Consider the following 19474-nt stretch of genomic DNA (forward strand, 5'->3'; position numbering starts at 1 on the left):
TTATCGTGACAGGTCAGTAGTTTCTACGAACTCTGCCATCTTGTCTTCTTGCAGTGCCTTGCCAAACTTCTCAATCACTTCCATATCCGGAATGACAATTGACTGTCCGTCGGCCGAACGTCCCGGGCCCTTGTTTGGAAGGGTGAAGAATTCCATATCGTTCGAACGCAGGTTCAGCATGGAGGAAGCGTAAGAGGCAACCTTGCCAGAATCCAGAGTTTCATCAACTGCAATGAACGGTGCAATTTGAGAAACAACTTCAGAGACCTTACCCGGGTTGGTCAGGGTTTCCTTGGACATCAACTGACCAAGCAAAGCCTTGACGAAAAGCTGCTGGTTCTTGACGCGCTCGTAGTCGCTGCCTGGGAAGGACTTGCGTTCACGGACAAATGCCAGTGCCTGTTCACCGTCCAGGGTTTGAACACCCTCTGGGAAGTACATGCCATTAACAATTGACTGCTTGAAGCCTCGCGGGTTATTGACGGTAACTCCGCCCACTGCGTCGGTTAGACCCTTGAATCCTTCGAAATCGACGGACGCGACGTGGTTAATGCGAACGCCAAAGAGCCCCTCAAGGGTTTCGACTGCTTTGGGCACTCCACCGCTGGCAAAAGCGCGGTTGATCTTGGCAGTGCCTACGCCCGGAATATCAAGCCAGGTGTCGCGCATGACGGAGGTGACAAACACATTCTCGCGGTCTGCAGGAATATGAACCAGCATCATGGTGTCTGAGCGGCCACCGTTAGGCAGGGTACCAAAGTCTTCGCTGTCCTCATCCGCCTCACGAGTTGCGCGAGTATCGCTTCCGAGCAGCAGGATGTTGACGGCGTCCTTGGACTCGTCATTGACTTCAGGACGAGTTTCTTCCGCGGGGAAGGCATCCGTAATCGTCTGGCTTTCAGAGTCGAAAGTTCTGCCAAGGTTCCAAAGGTAACCGGCGGCAACAAGCGCCGCGACCATGACGAGGGCAAGCACGCTTAAGACGATGGCTCGCCCGGTGCGCTTTTTCTTTTTGCGCGGTCGCGCTGGGTGCTCTTCAAAGGACATTTGCTACCTTTCACAGTTTCAACTCTGTACATCCTATCTTTCAGAGTGCCGATGTAGTCTTATAACGTGTCTAAAATCAGCTTGAAAGCCCGACTGTCACCAAAACTTAACCGAAAACTTGCTCAAACTTCGGCATTGGTGATGAGCGGTACTTTATTACTACCAGTACTTGCAGGCTGCGCATCAGTCGCTTCCGTGGATGCTGCCCCGGACGCAGCCAACCCGCTTTGTGCGGAAATGATGGTTGTCCTGCCCGAAGCCATCGATGATGCCGAGCGTCGTTCAACGACCTCGCAGGCAACCTCGGCCTGGGGCGACCCGTCAAAAGTTGTCTTGCGTTGCGGTGTCGAAGTTCCCGGACCCACTACTGACCCCTGCGTATCCGTGAATGACGTCGACTGGGTAGCGAATGAGGATGAAGAATCAGGTATCTGGACCTTGACTACTTACGGCCGGACGCCGGCGACCGAAGTCGTCTTGGATCCTAACGTCATCCCGTCAAGTACCGTGCTGGCCACGCTGTCGGATGCAGCCCAGAAGATCCCGGCTTCCAAAAAGTGCGTTAGTGTTGACAAGTCAGTGAGCTTGTAAGCGGATCGCCTACAAGCAAAACGTGAGGGTGTGTTGATTCTTCAACACACCCTCAAGCTTTAACGGCTATTCCCGGATTAGCGCAAACCGATATTCCGGTCGGTAGCCAGCCCAATCAGCTCATCAATAAGTTCACGGTACTCAATTCCCGTTTTGGCCCACATTTGCGGGTACATGCTTGAAGGCGTGAAGCCGGGCATGGTGTTGATTTCATTGATGATCCACTCCCCCTCGGGAGTATAGAAGAAATCAACTCGAGATAGGCCTTCTGCATCAATAGCGTCGAAGGCCTTCACTGCAAGTTCGCGGATCTCGCGAGTGGCTTCTTCGCTCAGATCTGCTGGGCAGCTGAGCTCGGCGGCGGCGCCATCAACATATTTCGCTTCAAAATCATAGAACGTGTGCTCATTATCTGCCACCGCGATTTCGCCTGGCAATGAGGCCCGCGAAGGTTCGCAGCCGCGGCCTTCAAGAACACCGCATTCGATTTCACGGCCGACAATCCCCTGCTCGATGATCACCTTGGGATCTTCAGCACGGGCAATCTCAATAGCGGCACGAAGCCCCGAAGGCTCGTCTACCTTGGTGATGCCTACCGAGGATCCTGCACGTGCCGGCTTGACGAACAACGGGTACTGCAGGTCTTCGCAACGCTTCATGGCAGCTTCGCTGTTGCGCAGCCACTGCTTGTTGGTGATGACTTCGTACGGGCCTACCTTGAAGCCTGCCCCTTCGAAGACAACCTTCATGAAATGCTTGTCCATGCCCATCGCACTGGCTGCAATACCGGAGCCAACGTAAGAAACGCCAGCCATTTCCAGCATGCCCTGAATTGATCCATCCTCGCCGAACGGACCATGAAGCAACGGGAAGACCACGTCGATCTCGCCCAGATCTGCCACCGTGGAGTCCGAGTAGGACAGCAATGATGTCTTCTGCGCGTCGGTGGAAAGATGCACCGGATGATCCACCGAGGAAATTTCTGGCAGCTTGCCAGTATTCAGTGCCCAGCCTTCTGGATCCTCGTCCAGCAGGGTCCAACCGCCGTCGCGGGTGATGCCCACCGGAACAATTTCGAAACGCTCGCGGTCGATGGCGTGCATGACGCCGGCCGCAGTAACGCAGGAAACGGAGTGCTCTGAGGAACGGCCACCGAAGAGCAAGAGGACGCGGAGCTTGCGTTCAGTCATTAGTGACGTTCTCCTTCAGATTTCAATTCACGCGACAACAGGCGTGCAGCCATATTTTCAACGCTCAAGGTGCTCTCCAGGACCATGACCACTGCTTCGGTGATTGGCATTTCCACGTGATGGGCCTGGGACAAGTCGAATACGGCACGTGCTGACTTGATGCCTTCCGCAGTCTGCGACATGCGGTCATTGACCTCTTCCAAGAAGAGCCCCTGGCCAAGCAGGCGTCCTGCAGTGTTGTTGCGGGAGAGCGAGGAAGAACAGGTAGCCACAAGGTCGCCTAGGCCAGAAAGACCTGCCAAGGTGTCCAAACGGCCGCCCAAGGCGAGGACCAAGCGAGTGGTTTCAGCCAAGCCGCGCGTGATGACGGTGGACTTGGTGTTATCGCCCATTCCCATGCCATCGCACATGCCAACGGCAAGGGCGATGATGTTCTTGACGATTCCGCCAAGCTCAACACCCAAGACATCGTCATTCGTGTAGGGACGGAAGTATGCAGCGGAGCACAGTTCAGCAATCCACTGCGCAATATCAGAATCGGTGCAGGCCACGACCGAAGCCGTTGGCTGCTCGCGTGCGATTTCCATTGCCAGGTTTGGTCCGGAAAGCACAGCGATCTGCTCTGCAGGCAGCCCGGTGACTTCGGCGATGACCTGGCTCATGCGCAGATCGGTCCCGCGTTCAAGACCCTTCATCAGTGAAAGCAAGACCGCACCGGGTTCAAAGAATTCTTTGAACTTCGCCAATTCCTGGCGCAACGACTGAGCCGGAATCGCCAAGACGACAAGGTCAGCGTCGTTGAGAACGGTCTTCGGATCCGATGATGCCGTGATGTTGGCCGGAAGCTTGGTTTCGCGCAGGTAGCGTGAATTGGTGTGGCGTTCATTGATTTCATTGGCGGCGTCTTCGCGACGGGCCCAAATCTGAACGTCGATGCCCTTGTCTGCAACGGAATCAGCAAGCACCTTGGCGAAGGTTGTCCCCCAGCTGCCAGCGCCCATGACGGCGATTTTGCGTGGTAGCGGCTTAGTCAATGTCAGTCCTCTGGAAGGTGTTGATCAAGGTAATTAGTTATCCGGGGTATCGAAATTGCGGCCAGTCTTCGACTGGCCATGCTTGCTGGGATCCCACCGCGCAGCTGGTGCTTCTTCTTGGCGCAGTTCTGCGGTCAGTGCGGTGATCGCGTCCATGATGCGATCAGTGGCTTCTTGCAGCACTGCACGAGTCCGCGGGCCACCACGCAAGTCATCAAGATCCACGGGCTGGCCAACTGACACGGTGACGTGCTTTCGCGGGAACGGATACATTTTCTTGGAATAGCGCGGCAGCAGTTCCTGGTCGCCCCAGTGAGCCATCGGTACCACTGGTGCGCCAGTCTGCAGGGCCAAACGTGCGGCACCGGTTCGCCCTACCATTGGCCACAGATCAGGGTCGCGGGTCAGCGTCCCTTCCGGGTAGATGACTATGACCCCGCCTGCGTCCAGGACTTTTCGGGCCGCGGCCAGCGATTCGCCAGCATTGGATGCGCTGCGTGACACCGGAACCTGGCCGGTCTCGCGCAGCATCCATCCGAGCACTGGGATCTTGAACAAGGATTCCTTGGCCAGCCAGCGTGGCAGCCGGCCATTGCTGTAAATAGCATGGCCGACAACCAGCGGATCAATCTCGGTCAGGTGATTGGGGCAGAGGATGTACCCGCCCGGAGGGAGGGTTTCAAAGCCCTTCCACGTTTTGCCCATCAAACCGTTCATGGCAGAACGGACAATGCCCGCCAATAGCGAGAAAACCCGTTTAGTCTTAGCAGATTCGCCAGGGGCCAGAATCTTTACCACGATTCGGATCCCCTTTAGTTGCTCAGCTCGACATTTGCGCCCAGGGCCTGCAGCTTCTCCATGAAGTGCTCGTAGCCTCGGTTGATGATCTCAATGCCGGTGACCTTGCTGGTGCCTTCGGCAGCCAGAGCAGCGATCAAATGGGAGAAACCGCCACGAAGATCAGGAACATCGATGTCGGCACCGGTCAGCTGCGCTGGGCCTACGACAACAGCAGAATGCTTGAAGTTGCGCTGTCCGAAGCGGCAAGGGGTGGAGCCGAGGCAGTCGGTGTGAACCTGGACGGTGGAACCCATGCGAACCAGCGCATCGGTGAATCCGAAGCGGTTCTCATACACAGTCTCGTGAATGACCGATACGCCCTTGGCCTGGGTCAGGGCCACTACCAGCGGCTGCTGCCAGTCAGTCATGAAGCCCGGGTGAACGTCGGTTTCCAGGATCAGTGGGTTAAGGTCTCCACCTGGATGATAGAAGCGAATACCGTCGGACTTGACGTCGAATTCACCACCGATCTGTCGGTAGACGTGCAGGAAAGCAGTCAAATCACGCTGGGTCGCGTCCTGGACGAAAATGTCGCCCTTGGTGACCAGCGCGGCAGACGCCCATGATGCGGCTTCGTTGCGATCAGGCAAAGCGGAGTGGTCGAAGCCCGTAAGCTTCTCGACACCCTGGATGCGGATCACGCGGTCGCGGTGCACGGAGATGATGGCGCCCATCTTCTGCAGCAGCGAGATCAGGTCAAGGATTTCTGGCTCAATGGCCGCGTTGCTGACTTCGGTGACACCCTTGGCTCGAACGGCCGAGAGCAGGACCTGTTCGGTGGTGCCAACACTTGGGTATTGCAGTTCAACCTTGGCGCCGGTTAGCCCATTAGGGGCCGAGATGCGGATGCCATCGGCAGCCTTGTCAACGATCGCTCCAAAGTCGCGCAGCACTTCCAGGTGGAAGTCAATTGGGCGGTCGCCGATGCGGCAGCCACCCAGATCCGGGATGAACGCTTCGCCCAGGGCGTGGATCAATGGTCCGCAGAAAAGAATAGGGATACGCGAGTCACCGGCATGGGCATCGATCGCCTGGTTCGAGGCGGTCTTGACCTGGGTAGGGTCCATGGTCAGATCGCCGGTTTCAGGGTCCTGGTCAACCTTGACACCGTGGATTTCAAGGAGGCTGCGCACGACAGCTACATCTTTGATCTCCGGTACGTTGCGCAATACCGAAGGGGTATCGCCAAGCAGAGCCGCGACCATGGCTTTTGGCACTAGGTTCTTTGCTCCGCCGACTCGTACGGTGCCCTTGAGCGGGACACCACCATGGATCGTCAGGATCTTACCCATGTATGAATTACCTCATCGCGTAGTCGTTATCGCCCGCCGAAGCTTCTAGGCTTTCGAACTGGCAGGACTAAGTAAGCATACCGCCTCTGTACCTGCCAGTATGCCCAGATCATCTCGTGGCGCACACTTTGTGAGCATGCTTTCAGACAGACCTATTATGCTCTGCCGAAAATCATTCCATTAGGAATGCAATAATCCGCTCACCCCTAACAACGTCAGGGAGGAGCGGACCATTCCATTTATTTTGAACTCGGTGCTTAGCCTGCGGTTCGTGCCGGCAAAGTCTGCGGCTTATGCGCAGGACGCTTGGCCTCGTATGCGGTGATATCTTCCTCATGCTGCAAGGTCAGGCCGATATCGTCCAGGCCTTCCATCAGGCGCCAGCGGGTGTAGTCGTCAATCTGGAACGGTGCCGAGATGGAACCGCACTGGACCGTACGCGATTCCAGGTCAACGGTGACCGTGGTGCCTGGATTGTTCTCCAGTTCCTTCCAGATCAATTCAATATCGCTCTGGGCAACTTCAGCAGCAACCAGTCCCTGCTTGCCCGAATTGCCACGGAAAATATCGGCAAAACGAGCGGAGATCACAGCCTTGAATCCGTAGTCCTTCAACGCCCAGACAGCGTGCTCGCGCGAAGAACCGGTGCCGAATTCGGGACCTGCCACCAGCACGGAGCCCGTATTGAAAGGTTCCTGGTTCAAGATGAAGTTCTCATCCCGTCGCCAACCCGCGAACAACGCATCCTCGAATCCGGTGCGGGTGATGCGCTTGAGGTAAACGGCAGGAATAATCTGGTCCGTGTCCACATTGCTCTGGCGCAGTGGAACACCAATACCGGTGTGGCTGACAATCTTTTCCATGACGGTGATCCTTCCTAGACCGAAGCCGGTGCGTTGACGAGGTCGCTAGGCGACGAGAGGGTTCCACGGATTGCGGTAGCCGCGGCCACCAGTGGCGACACCAGGTGGGTACGTCCGCCCTTGCCCTGGCGTCCTTCGAAGTTGCGGTTGGAGGTGGACGCGCAGCGCTCCCCCTCGGCCAACTGATCCGGGTTCATGCCCAGGCACATGGAGCAACCTGCAAAACGCCATTCAGCACCGAAATCCTTGAAAATCTGATCCAGGCCTTCTGCTTCGGCTTCCAGCCGAACACGCGCCGAGCCGGGTACCACGATCATGCGGACATCAGGATCCTTTTCCTTGCCCTTGATGACCTGGGCAGCTGCACGCAGGTCCTCCATGCGGGAGTTGGTGCAGGACCCCAGGAAGACGGTATCCACGCGGATGTCCTTCAGCGGAGTGCCACCGGTCAGACCCATGTAGTTCAAGGCACGCTCGCAAGCCTTGCGGTCATTCTCGTCTTCGAAGTCTTCCGGAGAAGGCACATTCTCAGACAGCGAGACACCCTGGCCGGGGTTGGTACCCCAGGTGACAAATGGTTCGAGTTCATCTGCATTCAAGAAGACTTCAGCGTCGAAGCGCGCGCCTTCATCGGTGTGCAGCTGCTTCCAGTCCTCGACGGCGGCGTCCCAGTCTTCACCGGCTGGTGCGTGCGGGCGCCCCTTGACGTATTCGAAGGTGGTCTCGTCCGGAGCGATCATGCCGGCACGGGCGCCAGCCTCGATGGACATGTTGCAGATGGTCATGCGGGCATCCATGGACAGCGAGCGAATCGCAGAACCACGGTACTCCAGCACGTATCCCTGGCCGCCACCGGTACCGATCTTGGCGATGACCGCCAAGATGATGTCCTTGGAGGTAACACCAGGTTTCAAGGTGCCTTCGACGTTAATGGCCATGGTCTTGAACGGCTTCAGGCTCAGCGACTGGGTGGCCATGACATGCTCGACTTCCGAGGTGCCGATACCCAAAGCCAGGGCTCCGAAGGCGCCATGGGTCGAGGTATGCGAATCACCGCAGACAACAGTCATGCCTGGCTGGGTCAGCCCCAGCTGCGGACCTACCACGTGAACGATGCCCTGCTCCTTGTCGCCCAAGGAGTGCAGGCGGACACCGAATTCCTTGCAGTTATCCCGCAGGGTGTGGATCTGGGTGCGGCTGGTCAGGTCGGCAATGGGCTTGTCAATATCCAGCGTTGGGGTGTTGTGGTCTTCGGTAGCAATCGTCAGGTCCGGACGACGCAGCGGACGGCCAGCCAGGCGCAGGCCCTCGAAGGCCTGCGGCGAGGTCACCTCGTGCAGCAGGTGGAGATCAATGTAGATCAAATCCGGCTGGCGGGCTTCACCTTCGCCTTCTCCTCGGCGCACAACATGTGCATTCCAGACTTTTTCTGCCAATGTCTGGGGCGACTGCATGGCGGACATGCGACACACTCCTCAAGCTACGAACATTTGATACTCCAACTTTGACACTTCATAGATCGACTTCTCCAGTATGCGGACTTGAATCTCAAATACTGAGACGTGATACTGGAACCATGACAACAGGCAGCGGCGTAGGCGTACTGGACAAGGCAGCAGCCATTCTCAACGCATTGGAGAATGGACCCACTTCCCTGTCACAGTTGGTGGAACTCACCGAAATCTCGCGTCCTACGGTGCACCGCATTGCCCAATCGCTAGTTCACCATGGATTGGTGGGACGCGACATGCACGGCCGCTTTGAGTTGGGGAACCGTCTGGTGGAACTCGCCAGCGCCGCTGGCGAAGACCGATTGGTCAGCGCAGCGGGCCCCGTGCTCATCAAGCTTCGCGACCTCACCGGTGAAAGCACGCAGATTTTCCGCAAGCAGGGCGATTATCGAGTGTGCATCGCCAGTGCTGAGCGTCCAATTGGCCTGCGTGACACCATCCCTGTTGGAACCCAGCTATCCATGAAAGCCGGCTCGGCAGCCCAGATTCTGCTCGCCTGGGAAGACAATGAACGCATGGTCGACGGATTGCATCACGCGCGCTTCACGCCGACAATTCTGGCTGGGGTCCGTCGGCGTGGTTGGGCCCAGTCGCTGGGCGAACGCGAGCCAGGTGTAGCTTCCGTATCAGCACCAGTTCGCGGGCAGTCCGGACGAGTCATTGCGGCCCTGTCCTTGTCCGGCCCGATTGAACGGCTCACGCGCCAGCCAGGGAAGATTCACCACGAAGCTGTGACTAGCGCCGCCCACGAGCTTTCCGAACTGCTGCGCATCCAGAATGACCGCGCGTAGCCAGCTCATGAAGCACGTTCGGAGCAGCTAGCCGAAGTGGTCAAAGCCTGACTCAGGCTTTGCTACCTTGCCATCAAGTTTCACCACTGCGCGGCGACCATTAGCCGGCTTGGCAGCACCAATTACGGTGAATTCCTCTGGGATTTCAATTCCCTCTGGGAAGGCAGCAAGGAGTCCAAAATCTTCGCCGCCGTACAATACCCACGACATCGGATCGGTGCCGGTCAGTTCTGACGCGGCTTCCAATCGAACAGCATAATCCTGCAGCGCGGAAGACTCTAACTCGAGATTCACATGGCTGGCTTTGGCCAAGCGACCAGCGTCACGGATCAGCCCATCAGATATGTCCATCATGGCTGTAGCACCCGATTCCGCGGCACGCGGGCCGGATTCCAACGGTGGCACGGGACGGCACTGCGCCTGGACCAGCCGGCGCACCGCCCGGCTCCAGCCTTGTTCGTTGCGATCATGTTCCAGGACGGAAAGCCCTGCCCCAGCAGCACCGACACGTCCCGCCAAGGCAATGCGGTCGCCAACTTGGACTCCGCTCCTCAGGACCTTGCCATGCTCGCATTCGCCCAGAACGGTAGTGGTAACGGAAATTTCTTGGGACTTCCCGAGGTCTCCCCCGAGAATGGTAAGTTCCTGTGCGCCAAGTCCCTGTATAGCCTCGGCAACGCCGCGGCTGAAGTCCCTGACCCATTCCAAGGAAGTGTCCTTCGGCAGGGACAAAGAAATCACGGCGCCAGTAGCGTGACCGCCCATTGCATTAATGTCCGAAACATTCTGTGCAATGGATTTCCACCCGATGTCATAGGCTCTATGCTCTAGCCCGCTGGGCCAGATCAACCGAAAATCTTGATTCTCAACCAGGGTATCCACGGAGACGAGAACTTCCGTTCCGCGCACGCGCAGCGCACCTGCGTCGTCGCCGGGCCCGAGACTTGCTTGTTCTGAATCAAGCAGCGGCAACATCGCGTCCAGGATGCCTTGTTCCCCAAGGTCACCTACCGTTGCATCGACGTTTGGTTGGTTTGTAGTCACAGAGTTCTAATCGGCTTTCTTGGCTGCTGAGGTGATCAATGCTGAATAACTATTGAAGGTGTCCAAATGCTGGTCAACAGGATCAATCACGGCCTGCCTGACCAAGTGGGATACCGAGCGTTCAATGTTCTTCAACGCTTTCCTACGCTTAACTTTAGCGACTATTCGGTTGACAAACGAGCAAGCCAAGCCAAGGACAATACCCAGCAGTATTCCTATGAAAACCAGCAGCGTCGGGACAGCGATTCCTTCAACCCGGGGAGCCTGCGGCAGGTCGAATTGGAAGTATCCAGCCACCGGATAGCCCGCGAGCCACAAGGCGCCGCCCAAGGCCGCAAGAAGTGCCACCCATTGGATGACTTTAACTACCGGCCACCACCAGGATGACCGTTCAACACCCAGCGGTGTCCCGGCTATAGCCGCATCGATGCCGTCATGTAGTACCTCCGTATTCGCGTGCACCTTTTCACGCAGTGGCTCTTTCCAGCTTTCCGGAAGATCATTGGAAGCCTCGGAAACATACTGGTCGATGCCATGTTCGATAGCCGCAGTCTCCGCTACAGAAAGCTCTGGCCGCGAAGTCAAGGACAATTCAGGGTCTTCATGCCGGCGCCCAAGATTCATCCGCTTCAGCGGATCGTTGCGCAGCTTCACCAGCCACGTGGTCAAAGGCCATCCTGTTCGCGAAGCACCCCGAAGCAGGTAGGAGGTCTCCACTGCATCAGCAATGTACTGGGCGCCGTGCGCTTTTGCGATCACACGCTCCAGCTCCGCTTGGTGCAGCTGGCTAGGCAGGCGCACCTTCTCCACCTGGAGTTCCTCACTCAGGCGGTGGATGACTTGATCAACATCTGCGCGGAGCCGACGCGTGGAAAGTGCCTTGTTTTTCGCCGCGGCCGCAATCTTGGCCTGCACATCTGCGACCCCTTGACCCGTGGCAGCAGAGGCGCAAACGATGGGAAGGTTCTCCAAGCCGGACGTTGCCAAGATGCCGCGCAAGGAATCGACAACTTGCTTGCGTTCTTGTTCTGCAATCTTGTCAATCTGGTTCAGGACGATCAGCAGGTTCCCCTGCTGGCTGCGCAAGGAATTGAGATATCCATGGTGGATTGACGCGTCGGCGTATTTCTGCGGATCAAGCACCCATACCAGATAATCCACCTGGCCCACCAAACGAGCAGCAATCTTGTGGTGATCCACTGCCGTGGAATCCATGTCGGGTAGGTCCAACAGCAAGAGACCGGAGTCGAACTTCTTTTTCTTTCCAGGTTGTGCCCGTCTGTCCTGATCGCCCATGACGTGACGAGTGGTCACTTCCAGCCAGTCCAGTAACTCGCTTGATCCTTCTGGTTCCCAGATTGCAGCGACAGTATCAGTAGTAGTCGGGCGGATGACACCCGTGGCCGCCAACTCATGCCCTACCAAAGCGTTGAACATCGTTGATTTTCCGCTGCCCGTGGCACCGAAAAGTCCTACAACCACATGTTCGGATGAAAGCTGGCGCCGAGATTCAGCACGCGTGATAACGTCCGCGGCTAGATCGATGGTTTCTGGTTCCAGATATGGTTCTGCAAGCTGCATCGCTTCCACGATGCTGTTGATTTGAGAGTTGAGACCGCTGAGTGCTCTGAGAATCTTGCGCTCGGACATTAGTGAGCCCCTTTGCTACTCAAGGCTGAGGTAATCCTGCCCAAACGATCGGCAAGCTCCGGCTGCGATTTTGCGGCTAGCTCGTCCAGGTAGATCGACGAGGTCCTATCCAGTAGATCCCGTGCCCGGGTGTCAAGCATCTTGCGGGCTTTGGTGGCCATGCGACGTACCGCATCCTCGCCAAAAATTGCTTCCAGCAGTTTCTGCCCTACCAATGCGGAGCCGCCGGCAATACCGATTTCCAGACCGGTGAGGCCCGCTGTTGACGCAAAGACCACAACCATCAGGATGACCGCCACCCCGTTGACTCCAAATGCCGCCATGCGGGCCGTCTTGCGCTTCCCGGCGCCCTCCTGCCGAATCATGTCCAAGACATCTTTTTGCCAAAGCCGGATGCTTTCCGAAGCTTGCTCATTGAGATCCTGTGGCGGGCGCGGCGATTGCAGATTAGAGCGTAGCGCTTGGCCAAATGGCGTGTTCTTCCACGATCTGTCAACGTCATGGCAGGCCTTGGTTGCCTCGGCAATGAAGACCATGTGCAGGCCTGATTCGATGGCTTGTTCAACACGATGGGTCGCTGGCGGTTTTCCAGTCAGGAATGCGCCAACACGATCCCTCATCCGTCCAATGGCGCCTTCGATTCCGCGCAGCAGCTCGCCCGCTCCTACGAAGTCCTGCCACCGGGCCAGGATTTCGCCACGCAGCAATGAGCCGTCATTGAGGGAATCGCTAATTCTGGCCAACGATTGCTCAAAGCGCTCATTGGTAAGGGCGCGCAATTCACCGAGCTGTTTCTCCTGCTCTTGCAGTTCAGCGATAAGCTCACTGACATCTGCGGTGGCGCGCCGCAACGCGCCGTCAAGTGTTTGGGCCGCAATCTGCTGCCGTTTAGCGGAATCTGCTGCCAATGAGTTCAGCCATGCGAGCAAGGGTTCCACGTGCTCACTTGGAATCAATTTCTGGTCATCCAGTTGCGTCTCGTTCAGGACATGCAGCAACGACGGATCCAGGTCCTTCTCGCTTAACAGGCGTTTCAAATCCGGAACAATATCGTCTTCGGCTCCCGGTGGCACCCTGTTCAAGACGACGCAGACGGTAATTTTCCGTGCGCCGGCTTCGGTGAGCATATCCCAAGGAAGAGCATCGGCGTATCTATTGGCTGTGGTGACAAAAATCCACAGATCTGCTGCGTTCAGAAGCTGGCCCGCCAATTCCCTGTTCTCGTCGGAAACCGAGTCGATATCCGGGGCATCGAGGATGGCCAAACCTCGTGGAACCTGCTCACGAGGCGTCATCAACAGCGCATGGTTACTGGCTGCTCCGGCATGTGCATTGAAGCCACGGCCGGCTACGCGTTTAAGTTCGGGAAGAATCCGTTCAGATTCAAAGAAGGATTGGTCAACAGGGTTGAAAGCCAAGACCGGAGTCCGCGTGGTCGGACGCACAGCGCCGGAGAGACTGACGGGTTCCCCCAGGAGGGAATTGACCAGAGTCGATTTGCCCGAGCCCGTGGAGCCACCGACGACCAGCAGCAGCGGTGCGCCGAGATTCGAAACTCGTGGAATCAGGTAGTCCGAGATTTGATGCAATGCCTTGTTGCGCAGTTCTTCGAAGGCAGAGGCTTCTCGTGGCTGGCCATTTACAAAGGAAAGCTCTTCGAGCAGCTCCTGGAGCTCGCTCAAACGCGCCGCGGAATCACTGCCAATTTCGGTTTGCGAGGCAGTTTCCTGCCCTGAGCTCTTAGCCAGATCTGAATTCGACTCCATGAGAACTATCTTGCCTCATGCCAACAGGGAAACCCGCGAGCCTGATGCAGATTTTGTCCGGGAAACGCAAAAACCGCGGAATTCTCCGCGGTTTTACTGTGGTGACCCCAACGGGATTCGAACCCGTGTTGCCGCCGTGAGAGGGCGGAGTACTAGGCCGCTATACGATGGGGCCGTATGCTGAAGATAAATCTTCAGCTCACCAAATCTCTTTGGTGAAGCGCTGGGATACCAGGACTCGAACCTAGAATGACGGAACCAGAAACCGTTGTGTTGCCAATTACACCATATCCCACTGTGACTTGGCCTTTCCGGAATTCAGCTGAGCATCATTCCGGCCACTGCCGTAGCACGAGATAAAACTATACCGGCCTAATGTTCAGTACACAAATCGAGCCCCGCGACCGGTACCCCAGGCAGAATCCGCGGAAAATCAGCAAAGAACAGTTGCCAGTCATCCCAAATCCGCCACTAGCCAGCCAGGGAAATTCTTGTGAAGTGAGGCACTGTCCGTGAGAAAATACTGGAGTCCCGCGCCAACGGCACATTGATAGCCGCCAACAGGGTCATCCCCTATGCAAAGCGCCTGTGCCGACAGGCCCTCTAGTTCATCGCACCGGCCAAGGAACGGGGCACAAATGGGGTTTAGGCTTATTCGCTGGACGCGGTTAATCCTGCCGAACTGTACGCACGCGGCATCCGCACTGCTCGCTGTTCCATCAACGCGAGCCCGCCTGCCATGTACCTCTCCCGGGCATAAGCCCCGTCATCCGCAAAACCTGCCGCAATTCCGGTCAGTCATTCAGGATACAGATGCGCCAGATCCGGCTCGGACATGAACGAGCAACCGCGCATTGCGGCCGTTCGCACATCTACGAGTGTGTCAACAATCGCAAAGAAAACGCCTCGGACAGGACCAGTCATAGGACTGGAACCATCCGAGGCGTTAAAAGTGCTTTTCACCGGGCTTTCGGCGAATAGCTAGCGGGACTCACCAAATGCGCGCAAACGCTTGAGGCTCGACTCGCGTCCAAGAATTTCCATGGACTCGAAGAGCGGTGGAGATACGCGGTTTCCGGAGATAGCAACGCGGGCTGGTCCGAATGCCTGACGAGGCTTCAGTTCCAGTTCGTCCACGAGCTTCGTGCGCAGTGCTGCCTGGATGGTTTCGGCGTTCCATTCGGTAAGGGTTTCGAGGCCCTGGACAGTAGCATCGACAACCTCAACCAGGTTTGCCGGCATTCCCTTGAGCGCTTTCTCGTCGATGACAATTTCGTCATCAGACTTGAAGAGGAATTCAAGCATGTCGGTCGCTTCACCCAACAGGGCAATACGTTCCTGTACCAGTGGCGCAGCCTGGTCCAGGATGTCGTTTTCACGTTCAGTCAGTTCTTCGCCCACCAGGCCAGCGGCCTGCAGGTAAGGAACCAAACGATCACGGAAATCCTGTGCTTCGAGCATGCGCACGTGGGTTCCGTTGATTGCTTCTGCCTTCTTCACATCGAAGCGGGCAGGATTGGACAACACATCTGCTACATCGAAGGCTTCTACCAGCTGCTCACGCGAGAAGATATCTTCATCAGCACTTAGCGACCAGCCAAGAAGCGCGAGATAGTTCAGCAGGCCTTCCGGGATGAATCCATTGTCGCGGTGCAAGAATACGCTGGATTCTGGATCACGCTTGGAGAGCTTCTTGTTGCCCTGTCCCATAACGTATGGCAGGTGGCCAAAACGCGGCATGTACTGGGCAACGCCGATATCGTGCAGCAACGCATACAAGACGACCTGGCGTGGGGTCGAGGACAACAGGTCTTCGCCACGAAGTACGTGGGTAATGCCCATCAGCGCATCATCGATTGGGTTGACCAGGGTGTACAGCGGCTTGCCGTTGGCGCGCACCACCACATAGTCGGGAACGGATCCAGCCTTGAAGGTGATCTCGCCACGTACCAGGTCGTTGAAGGTGATGTCGTGATCCGGCATGCGTACACGCAATACCGGTTCACGGCCTTCGGCCTTGAACGCAGCCTTCTGCTCATCGGTCAGTTCGCGGTCGAAGTTGTCGTAGCCCAGCTTCGGGTCACGGCCGGCTGCCTTGTGGCGTGCTTCGACTTCTTCTGGGGTCGAGTAGGACTCGTAAACATGGCCTGCAGCGCGAAGCTTGGCAATGACGTCCTCGTAGATCTCACCACGCTGCGACTGGCGGTATGGCTCATGCGGACCGCCCGCGTTAACGCCCTCGTCCCAATCGATACCCAACCAAGCCAGAGCATCCAAAAGCTGGTTGTAGCTTTCCTCGGAGTCACGCTTGGCATCAGTGTCTTCGATGCGGAAGACCATTTTGCCGCCGGTGTGACGCGCGTAGGCCCAGTTGAAGAGGGCAGTACGGATCAAACCTACGTGAGGGGTACCAGTTGGGGATGGGCAAAAACGAACGCGTACCGGGGTATCTTCGGTAACAACGGGAATCAACGAAAGATCAGTCATGATGTTTTCATTCTATGCCTTCTGCAAAGAAACTTGCAGTTAAAGCGCGAGGCTCCCGATCACATTAGCGATCGAAAGCCTCACAACATCAGTGATGGTTCCTAGCGACGGAAGACGGTTCGCAATGAACCGATACCTTCGACTTCCACTTCTACAACGTCGCCTGTATTGACTAGGCCGACGCCTGCCGGGGTGCCGGTCATGATGACATCGCCTGGCAGCAAGGTGAAAGCTTCGGAAGCACGAGCAACCAATTCGTTGACTGGCCAGATCATGTCGTTGGTAGTTCCATCTTGGCGAACCTCTCCATTGACGCGGCTGATAATTCCCAGATCATCCGGGTCGGCAATCTCAGTCTCAATCCACGGGCCCAGCGGGCAAGAACCGTCAAAGCCCTTGGCACGAGCCCACTGCGGATCGGTGCGCTGAGCATCGCGGGCGGTCAGGTCGTTTGCTACGGTGTAGCCGAAGATCACGTCCTGCGCCTTGTCGGCTGGAACGTCCTTGCAGATACGGCCGATCACCACGGCAAGTTCACCTTCGAAGGAAACTTCATTTGAAAACGCCGGCAGGGTGACGGGGTCTCCATGGCCGACTACGGAAGTATTCGGCTTCAAGAACATCAGCGGCTCAGCAGGAACTTCATTTCCAAGTTCCTTGGCGTGCTCGCGGTACGTGCGGCCAAAGCCCACGACCTTTGAGCGAGGGATAATCGGCGCTACCAACCGAACATCATCCAAAGAGTGCGTAGCACCAGTGGTCTTGATCCCCTGGAAAAATGGATCTCCAGCCAAAACATGAATATCGTTACCGTCGACTACGCCGTACAGCGGGTCGCTATCTACTACAAATCGTGCAATGCGCATGAATACAAGCCTAAACTATGACGTCTCGGCTTTTCCTTCACTGCAGGAACTGCGACTGCGAAATACGGCTAATGAAGGGAAGGAAATCCTCGGACGGCAATCCACCTCGGCTCGTCGCCGCGAACTTGGCTAGGTCAATTCCGGCGCCAGGGCAAGCTGCACCAGTGTGGTTTGATTTAGAATCCCGTACACGTGGCCGTCGGCACCAACGGTCAATCTGGTGCCGTGCCGGTCATGGCTTCGTGTGGACACGACGGAATGAGTAGTTCCTGCAACATAATCCATCACTGTTATTCCACCCCCTGCAGCATGAACCATCTTCTGCCCATCCGGCGTTGCCCTTACGTCTGCAGCTAGCCATCCAGGACGATAGGAAGTGTTTTTAACGTTGTTGACGATATGCCGTTTCTTCAACTGTCCGCTGTCCAAGTCCAGCAAGGCTACACCTTGCAGATCGGCTACGGCCAGCCAACCGCCGATGATCACAGGTGAATACAACGCGCCAGCGGATTCCACAGGACTTGTTTCCCAGAGGATCTTGCGGGACGCTATGTGCATCTTGAAGACCTTGGCAGGACTTGTCGTATCTTCAACGCCATATCCGTTGCGTACCGAAGTGGTGCCATAGAGATACGATTCATCGGCGGCTAGCCCGATGATGGAATGGCCTGAAACGAATCCTTTGCCGTCCCCGTCAAGAACCCAAGAGACCGTATCAGTAGCAGGATCAATCTTCCCCAGAACACCGCCTGAGACTCCATATTCCGGAACAGTTCCGACAAACACGCTGGATGAATTCGCTGCCCAGCCGAAGGGCCTCGATTGCGAGTACTCTGTGATCAGACGTGCAATGCGATCGTATTTTCTGTCGGCATTGTTTTGAGGTGTTTCCATGAGGACCAGGTCAGCGCTACCGTAGGAACCGATGTAGGTCTTGTTCTGGTTGTATTCGACCATTCCTTCGATCTGGTTGATCACCTGCTCGTCATCGCCGGAGTTCCAACGAACGCCAGTTTCCGGATTCAATGCGGCGACACCGTTCGCCTTGTATCCTCCGATATAGATGTTTCCGTCACTGTGTCCGAGCAGCGATTGGATCTTGATGGCGCTCGGGGTCAATCTGATTTCGCGGGTAGCGCGTACGCGATTCAAACCCAGATCGAATGTTTCGCAGAGAATCCCATCGGTTGTCGTACTGATGATGAGGATGCGCCCATTCTGCGGAATGATGCACAAGATGCCGCGCGCCTCGACTTTTCCGAGTTGCTTGTCGTCCATTCCCTGGAATGCAGTTGAATGCAGATGGCCGGAAGTGATGCTGAAGAATCTCCCCGCACTGGACTTGGAAATCTCGCGCGATGCCCATACCCGGGTCACTGGCTCGTGCCATTTCATCGTCCGGGTATCGAGTATGAATTGTTCGGAAACGGAGCTAACGGTAACAGCGAGGTAGTGCCCGATAGGGTCAAGCGACCCAATGAATCCATGGGCCACATGCACTGGAAGGTTTATTTCACGTACTGCGTCCGGCTTCCCCGCTTCGAAGGTGAATAGCCTAGGATTCCGAGACCCCGTTCCCATCCATACTCTGCCCCGGCCATCCAATGCCAGCCGGCGGATATAGTCGGTGTCTTCGGCTACACGATCAAATACTCGAAGATTCTTGCTTTCGACGTTGTAGTTGAAGCTTGCGCCGAGTGGATAGGTTCCTCCCCACAAATTGCCGCTCGAATCAAGCCGAAGCTCATATGCAACCGAGGCGCCTTCAACGTCCACCAAGGTATTGAACTGCTCAGGAATTGCTGGATTCCATGCGAGAACACTCCCGTCCACACTGACATAAAGTCTTTGCCGGGGTTCATCCCAAACCATCGAATCAATTCCGTGCCCGCTGTCATCGGGCAAATTCAACGTGTGAATAGTGTTGCCGACGGAGGGATCGATTATTTGCAGTTCATTGATATGCCCGACAACAGACACCGCCAACCGAAGCTTCGAAGAATTGCGATAGTTGGTTAGAGGTACCGCCTCTAGAATCTTCAGCGTCGAATATGCTCTGCCGAAGACCTTTTCATGGCCACTAATTTCTTTCCCACTCTTCAGATTCGCTAAATACCGCATATCGGGAGTCGGTTTCGGCGTGGGGCTCGGAGACGGGGTCACTGAAGGAGCGCTAATCTCAGAGGCCCGACGGTCCGGGAAGAGGAAAGAAAGCCCTGCGGCGGTTCCACCAACAACAGCCAGACCGAGCAAGCTTCGTCTTGCAATGCTTCTAGTTTCCCTGCGCTCTTCTCCAGACAAACATTACTCCGTTCGATCGGCCCCAGAACTTCTTGCAGTGGAGCAGCGTCTGCTACGTACTGACGCTAGCAACTGCGTTTGCACATGACCAATTCGGTTTAAAAACCTGTGAGTATCGAGGTGGTTGGTCTGGGACTAGCTGGCAGGATAAGAACCAGCCGTCCCACCCTTGGATGTGACTCATTAAAAGCCTGACCCGAA

General features: G+C 56.4%; 15 protein-coding genes and 2 tRNA genes. 2 read left to right on the forward strand and 15 right to left on the reverse strand.

Going from position 1 to position 19474, the window contains the following annotated elements; all coding sequences use genetic code 11:
- On the reverse strand, window positions 1–1047 hold the full coding sequence (locus ACIOU9_RS06085) for an LCP family protein (RefSeq protein WP_105661161.1): 1047 nt from the start codon (window positions 1045–1047) through the stop codon (window positions 1–3).
- 141 nt (window positions 1048–1188) lie between these two features.
- Here ACIOU9_RS06085 and ACIOU9_RS06090 point away from each other — a divergent pair, with 141 nt between their 5' ends.
- Window positions 1189–1638: a DUF3515 domain-containing protein gene (locus ACIOU9_RS06090; protein ID WP_105659156.1), complete on the forward strand. Its 450-nt coding sequence runs from the start codon at window positions 1189–1191 to the stop codon at window positions 1636–1638.
- A gap of 77 nt (window positions 1639–1715) precedes the next feature.
- Here the strand turns inward: ACIOU9_RS06090 and ACIOU9_RS06095 are convergent, their stop codons facing one another.
- The 6 genes from ACIOU9_RS06095 to leuC all read right to left on the reverse strand — a co-directional run bounded on the left by ACIOU9_RS06095 (window position 1716) and on the right by leuC (window position 8311).
- The gene (locus tag ACIOU9_RS06095) at window positions 1716–2828 is read right to left on the reverse strand and encodes a D-alanine--D-alanine ligase family protein (RefSeq protein ID WP_105659155.1); all 1113 of its coding nucleotides are present in this window, start codon (window positions 2826–2828) and stop codon (window positions 1716–1718) included.
- Window positions 2828–3862, reverse strand: coding sequence for an NAD(P)H-dependent glycerol-3-phosphate dehydrogenase (locus tag ACIOU9_RS06100; protein WP_286134429.1), 1035 nt, complete (start codon window positions 3860–3862; stop codon window positions 2828–2830). The genes ACIOU9_RS06095 and ACIOU9_RS06100 overlap by 1 nt, the downstream gene beginning before the upstream one ends.
- Before the next feature lie 33 nt (window positions 3863–3895).
- The gene (locus ACIOU9_RS06105) at window positions 3896–4579 is read right to left on the reverse strand and encodes a 1-acyl-sn-glycerol-3-phosphate acyltransferase (RefSeq protein ID WP_105659153.1); all 684 of its coding nucleotides are present in this window, start codon (window positions 4577–4579) and stop codon (window positions 3896–3898) included.
- A 95-nt stretch (window positions 4580–4674) separates the two neighbouring features.
- The gene (gene murA, locus ACIOU9_RS06110) at window positions 4675–5994 is read right to left on the reverse strand and encodes a UDP-N-acetylglucosamine 1-carboxyvinyltransferase (protein WP_105659152.1); all 1320 of its coding nucleotides are present in this window, start codon (window positions 5992–5994) and stop codon (window positions 4675–4677) included.
- A gap of 257 nt (window positions 5995–6251) precedes the next feature.
- Window positions 6252–6857 (reverse strand): 3-isopropylmalate dehydratase small subunit, encoded by a 606-nt coding sequence (gene leuD, locus ACIOU9_RS06115; RefSeq protein WP_105659151.1) that lies wholly within the window; start codon window positions 6855–6857, stop codon window positions 6252–6254.
- A gap of 14 nt (window positions 6858–6871) precedes the next feature.
- A complete protein-coding gene (leuC, locus tag ACIOU9_RS06120; protein ID WP_041649644.1) occupies window positions 6872–8311 on the reverse strand; it encodes a 3-isopropylmalate dehydratase large subunit in 1440 nt (479 codons plus the stop codon).
- Between the two features lie 122 nt (window positions 8312–8433).
- Between leuC and ACIOU9_RS06125 the strand changes: the two genes are divergently transcribed.
- Window positions 8434–9159 carry an IclR family transcriptional regulator gene (locus ACIOU9_RS06125; protein WP_105659150.1) on the forward strand — a complete coding sequence of 242 codons (726 nt, stop codon included), beginning with the start codon at window positions 8434–8436 and terminating at the stop codon, window positions 9157–9159.
- 27 nt (window positions 9160–9186) lie between these two features.
- Here ACIOU9_RS06125 and thiL read toward each other — a convergent pair whose 3' ends face one another.
- The 8 genes from thiL to ACIOU9_RS06165 all read right to left on the reverse strand — a co-directional run bounded on the left by thiL (window position 9187) and on the right by ACIOU9_RS06165 (window position 19273).
- On the reverse strand, window positions 9187–10134 hold the full coding sequence (gene thiL / locus ACIOU9_RS06130) for a thiamine-phosphate kinase (RefSeq protein WP_105659149.1): 948 nt from the start codon (window positions 10132–10134) through the stop codon (window positions 9187–9189).
- Window positions 10135–10209: 75 nt separating this feature from the next.
- Window positions 10210–11853 carry a GTPase gene (locus tag ACIOU9_RS06135; protein WP_402696300.1) on the reverse strand — a complete coding sequence of 548 codons (1644 nt, stop codon included), beginning with the start codon at window positions 11851–11853 and terminating at the stop codon, window positions 10210–10212.
- Window positions 11853–13619: a dynamin family protein gene (locus tag ACIOU9_RS06140; RefSeq protein WP_402696302.1), complete on the reverse strand. Its 1767-nt coding sequence runs from the start codon at window positions 13617–13619 to the stop codon at window positions 11853–11855. The genes ACIOU9_RS06135 and ACIOU9_RS06140 overlap by 1 nt, the downstream gene beginning before the upstream one ends.
- A gap of 99 nt (window positions 13620–13718) precedes the next feature.
- A tRNA-Glu gene (locus tag ACIOU9_RS06145) sits at window positions 13719–13794 on the reverse strand.
- A 48-nt stretch (window positions 13795–13842) separates the two neighbouring features.
- Window positions 13843–13914: transfer RNA gene (locus tag ACIOU9_RS06150), tRNA-Gln, on the reverse strand.
- Between the two features lie 686 nt (window positions 13915–14600).
- Window positions 14601–16106, reverse strand: coding sequence for a glutamate--tRNA ligase (gene gltX / locus ACIOU9_RS06155; RefSeq protein ID WP_402696304.1), 1506 nt, complete (start codon window positions 16104–16106; stop codon window positions 14601–14603).
- A gap of 101 nt (window positions 16107–16207) precedes the next feature.
- A complete protein-coding gene (locus ACIOU9_RS06160; protein ID WP_402696305.1) occupies window positions 16208–16972 on the reverse strand; it encodes a fumarylacetoacetate hydrolase family protein in 765 nt (254 codons plus the stop codon).
- Between the two features lie 129 nt (window positions 16973–17101).
- Entirely contained in the window at window positions 17102–19273 is a 2172-nt protein-coding gene (locus tag ACIOU9_RS06165) for a hypothetical protein (protein ID WP_402696306.1), read from the reverse strand.
- Window positions 19274–19474: the final 201 nt, after the last annotated feature.

Origin of the sequence: Glutamicibacter sp. NPDC087583 (assembly GCF_044743685.1) — a bacterium.
In the GTDB taxonomy this organism is placed as follows: domain Bacteria; phylum Actinomycetota; class Actinomycetes; order Actinomycetales; family Micrococcaceae; genus Glutamicibacter.

What these genes read in the sequence shown, in the direction of transcription:
- ACIOU9_RS06140 (WP_402696302.1), bottom strand. Translation starts at nt 13,619, where the DNA reads ATGGAGTCGAATTCAGATCTGGCTAAGAGCTCAGGGCAGGAAACTGCC.
- ACIOU9_RS06135 (WP_402696300.1), bottom strand. Translation starts at nt 11,853, where the DNA reads ATGTCCGAGCGCAAGATTCTCAGAGCACTCAGCGGTCTCAACTCTCAA.
- gltX (WP_402696304.1), bottom strand. Translation starts at nt 16,106, where the DNA reads ATGACTGATCTTTCGTTGATTCCCGTTGTTACCGAAGATACCCCGGTA.
- ACIOU9_RS06125 (WP_105659150.1), top strand. Translation starts at nt 8,434, where the DNA reads ATGACAACAGGCAGCGGCGTAGGCGTACTGGACAAGGCAGCAGCCATT.
- thiL (WP_105659149.1), bottom strand. Translation starts at nt 10,134, where the DNA reads ATGTTGCCGCTGCTTGATTCAGAACAAGCAAGTCTCGGGCCCGGCGAC.
- ACIOU9_RS06105 (WP_105659153.1), bottom strand. Translation starts at nt 4,579, where the DNA reads ATGAACGGTTTGATGGGCAAAACGTGGAAGGGCTTTGAAACCCTCCCT.
- ACIOU9_RS06095 (WP_105659155.1), bottom strand. Translation starts at nt 2,828, where the DNA reads ATGACTGAACGCAAGCTCCGCGTCCTCTTGCTCTTCGGTGGCCGTTCC.
- ACIOU9_RS06160 (WP_402696305.1), bottom strand. Translation starts at nt 16,972, where the DNA reads ATGCGCATTGCACGATTTGTAGTAGATAGCGACCCGCTGTACGGCGTA.
- ACIOU9_RS06090 (WP_105659156.1), top strand. Translation starts at nt 1,189, where the DNA reads ATGAGCGGTACTTTATTACTACCAGTACTTGCAGGCTGCGCATCAGTC.
- ACIOU9_RS06085 (WP_105661161.1), bottom strand. Translation starts at nt 1,047, where the DNA reads ATGTCCTTTGAAGAGCACCCAGCGCGACCGCGCAAAAAGAAAAAGCGC.
- murA (WP_105659152.1), bottom strand. Translation starts at nt 5,994, where the DNA reads ATGGGTAAGATCCTGACGATCCATGGTGGTGTCCCGCTCAAGGGCACC.
- leuC (WP_041649644.1), bottom strand. Translation starts at nt 8,311, where the DNA reads ATGCAGTCGCCCCAGACATTGGCAGAAAAAGTCTGGAATGCACATGTT.
- leuD (WP_105659151.1), bottom strand. Translation starts at nt 6,857, where the DNA reads ATGGAAAAGATTGTCAGCCACACCGGTATTGGTGTTCCACTGCGCCAG.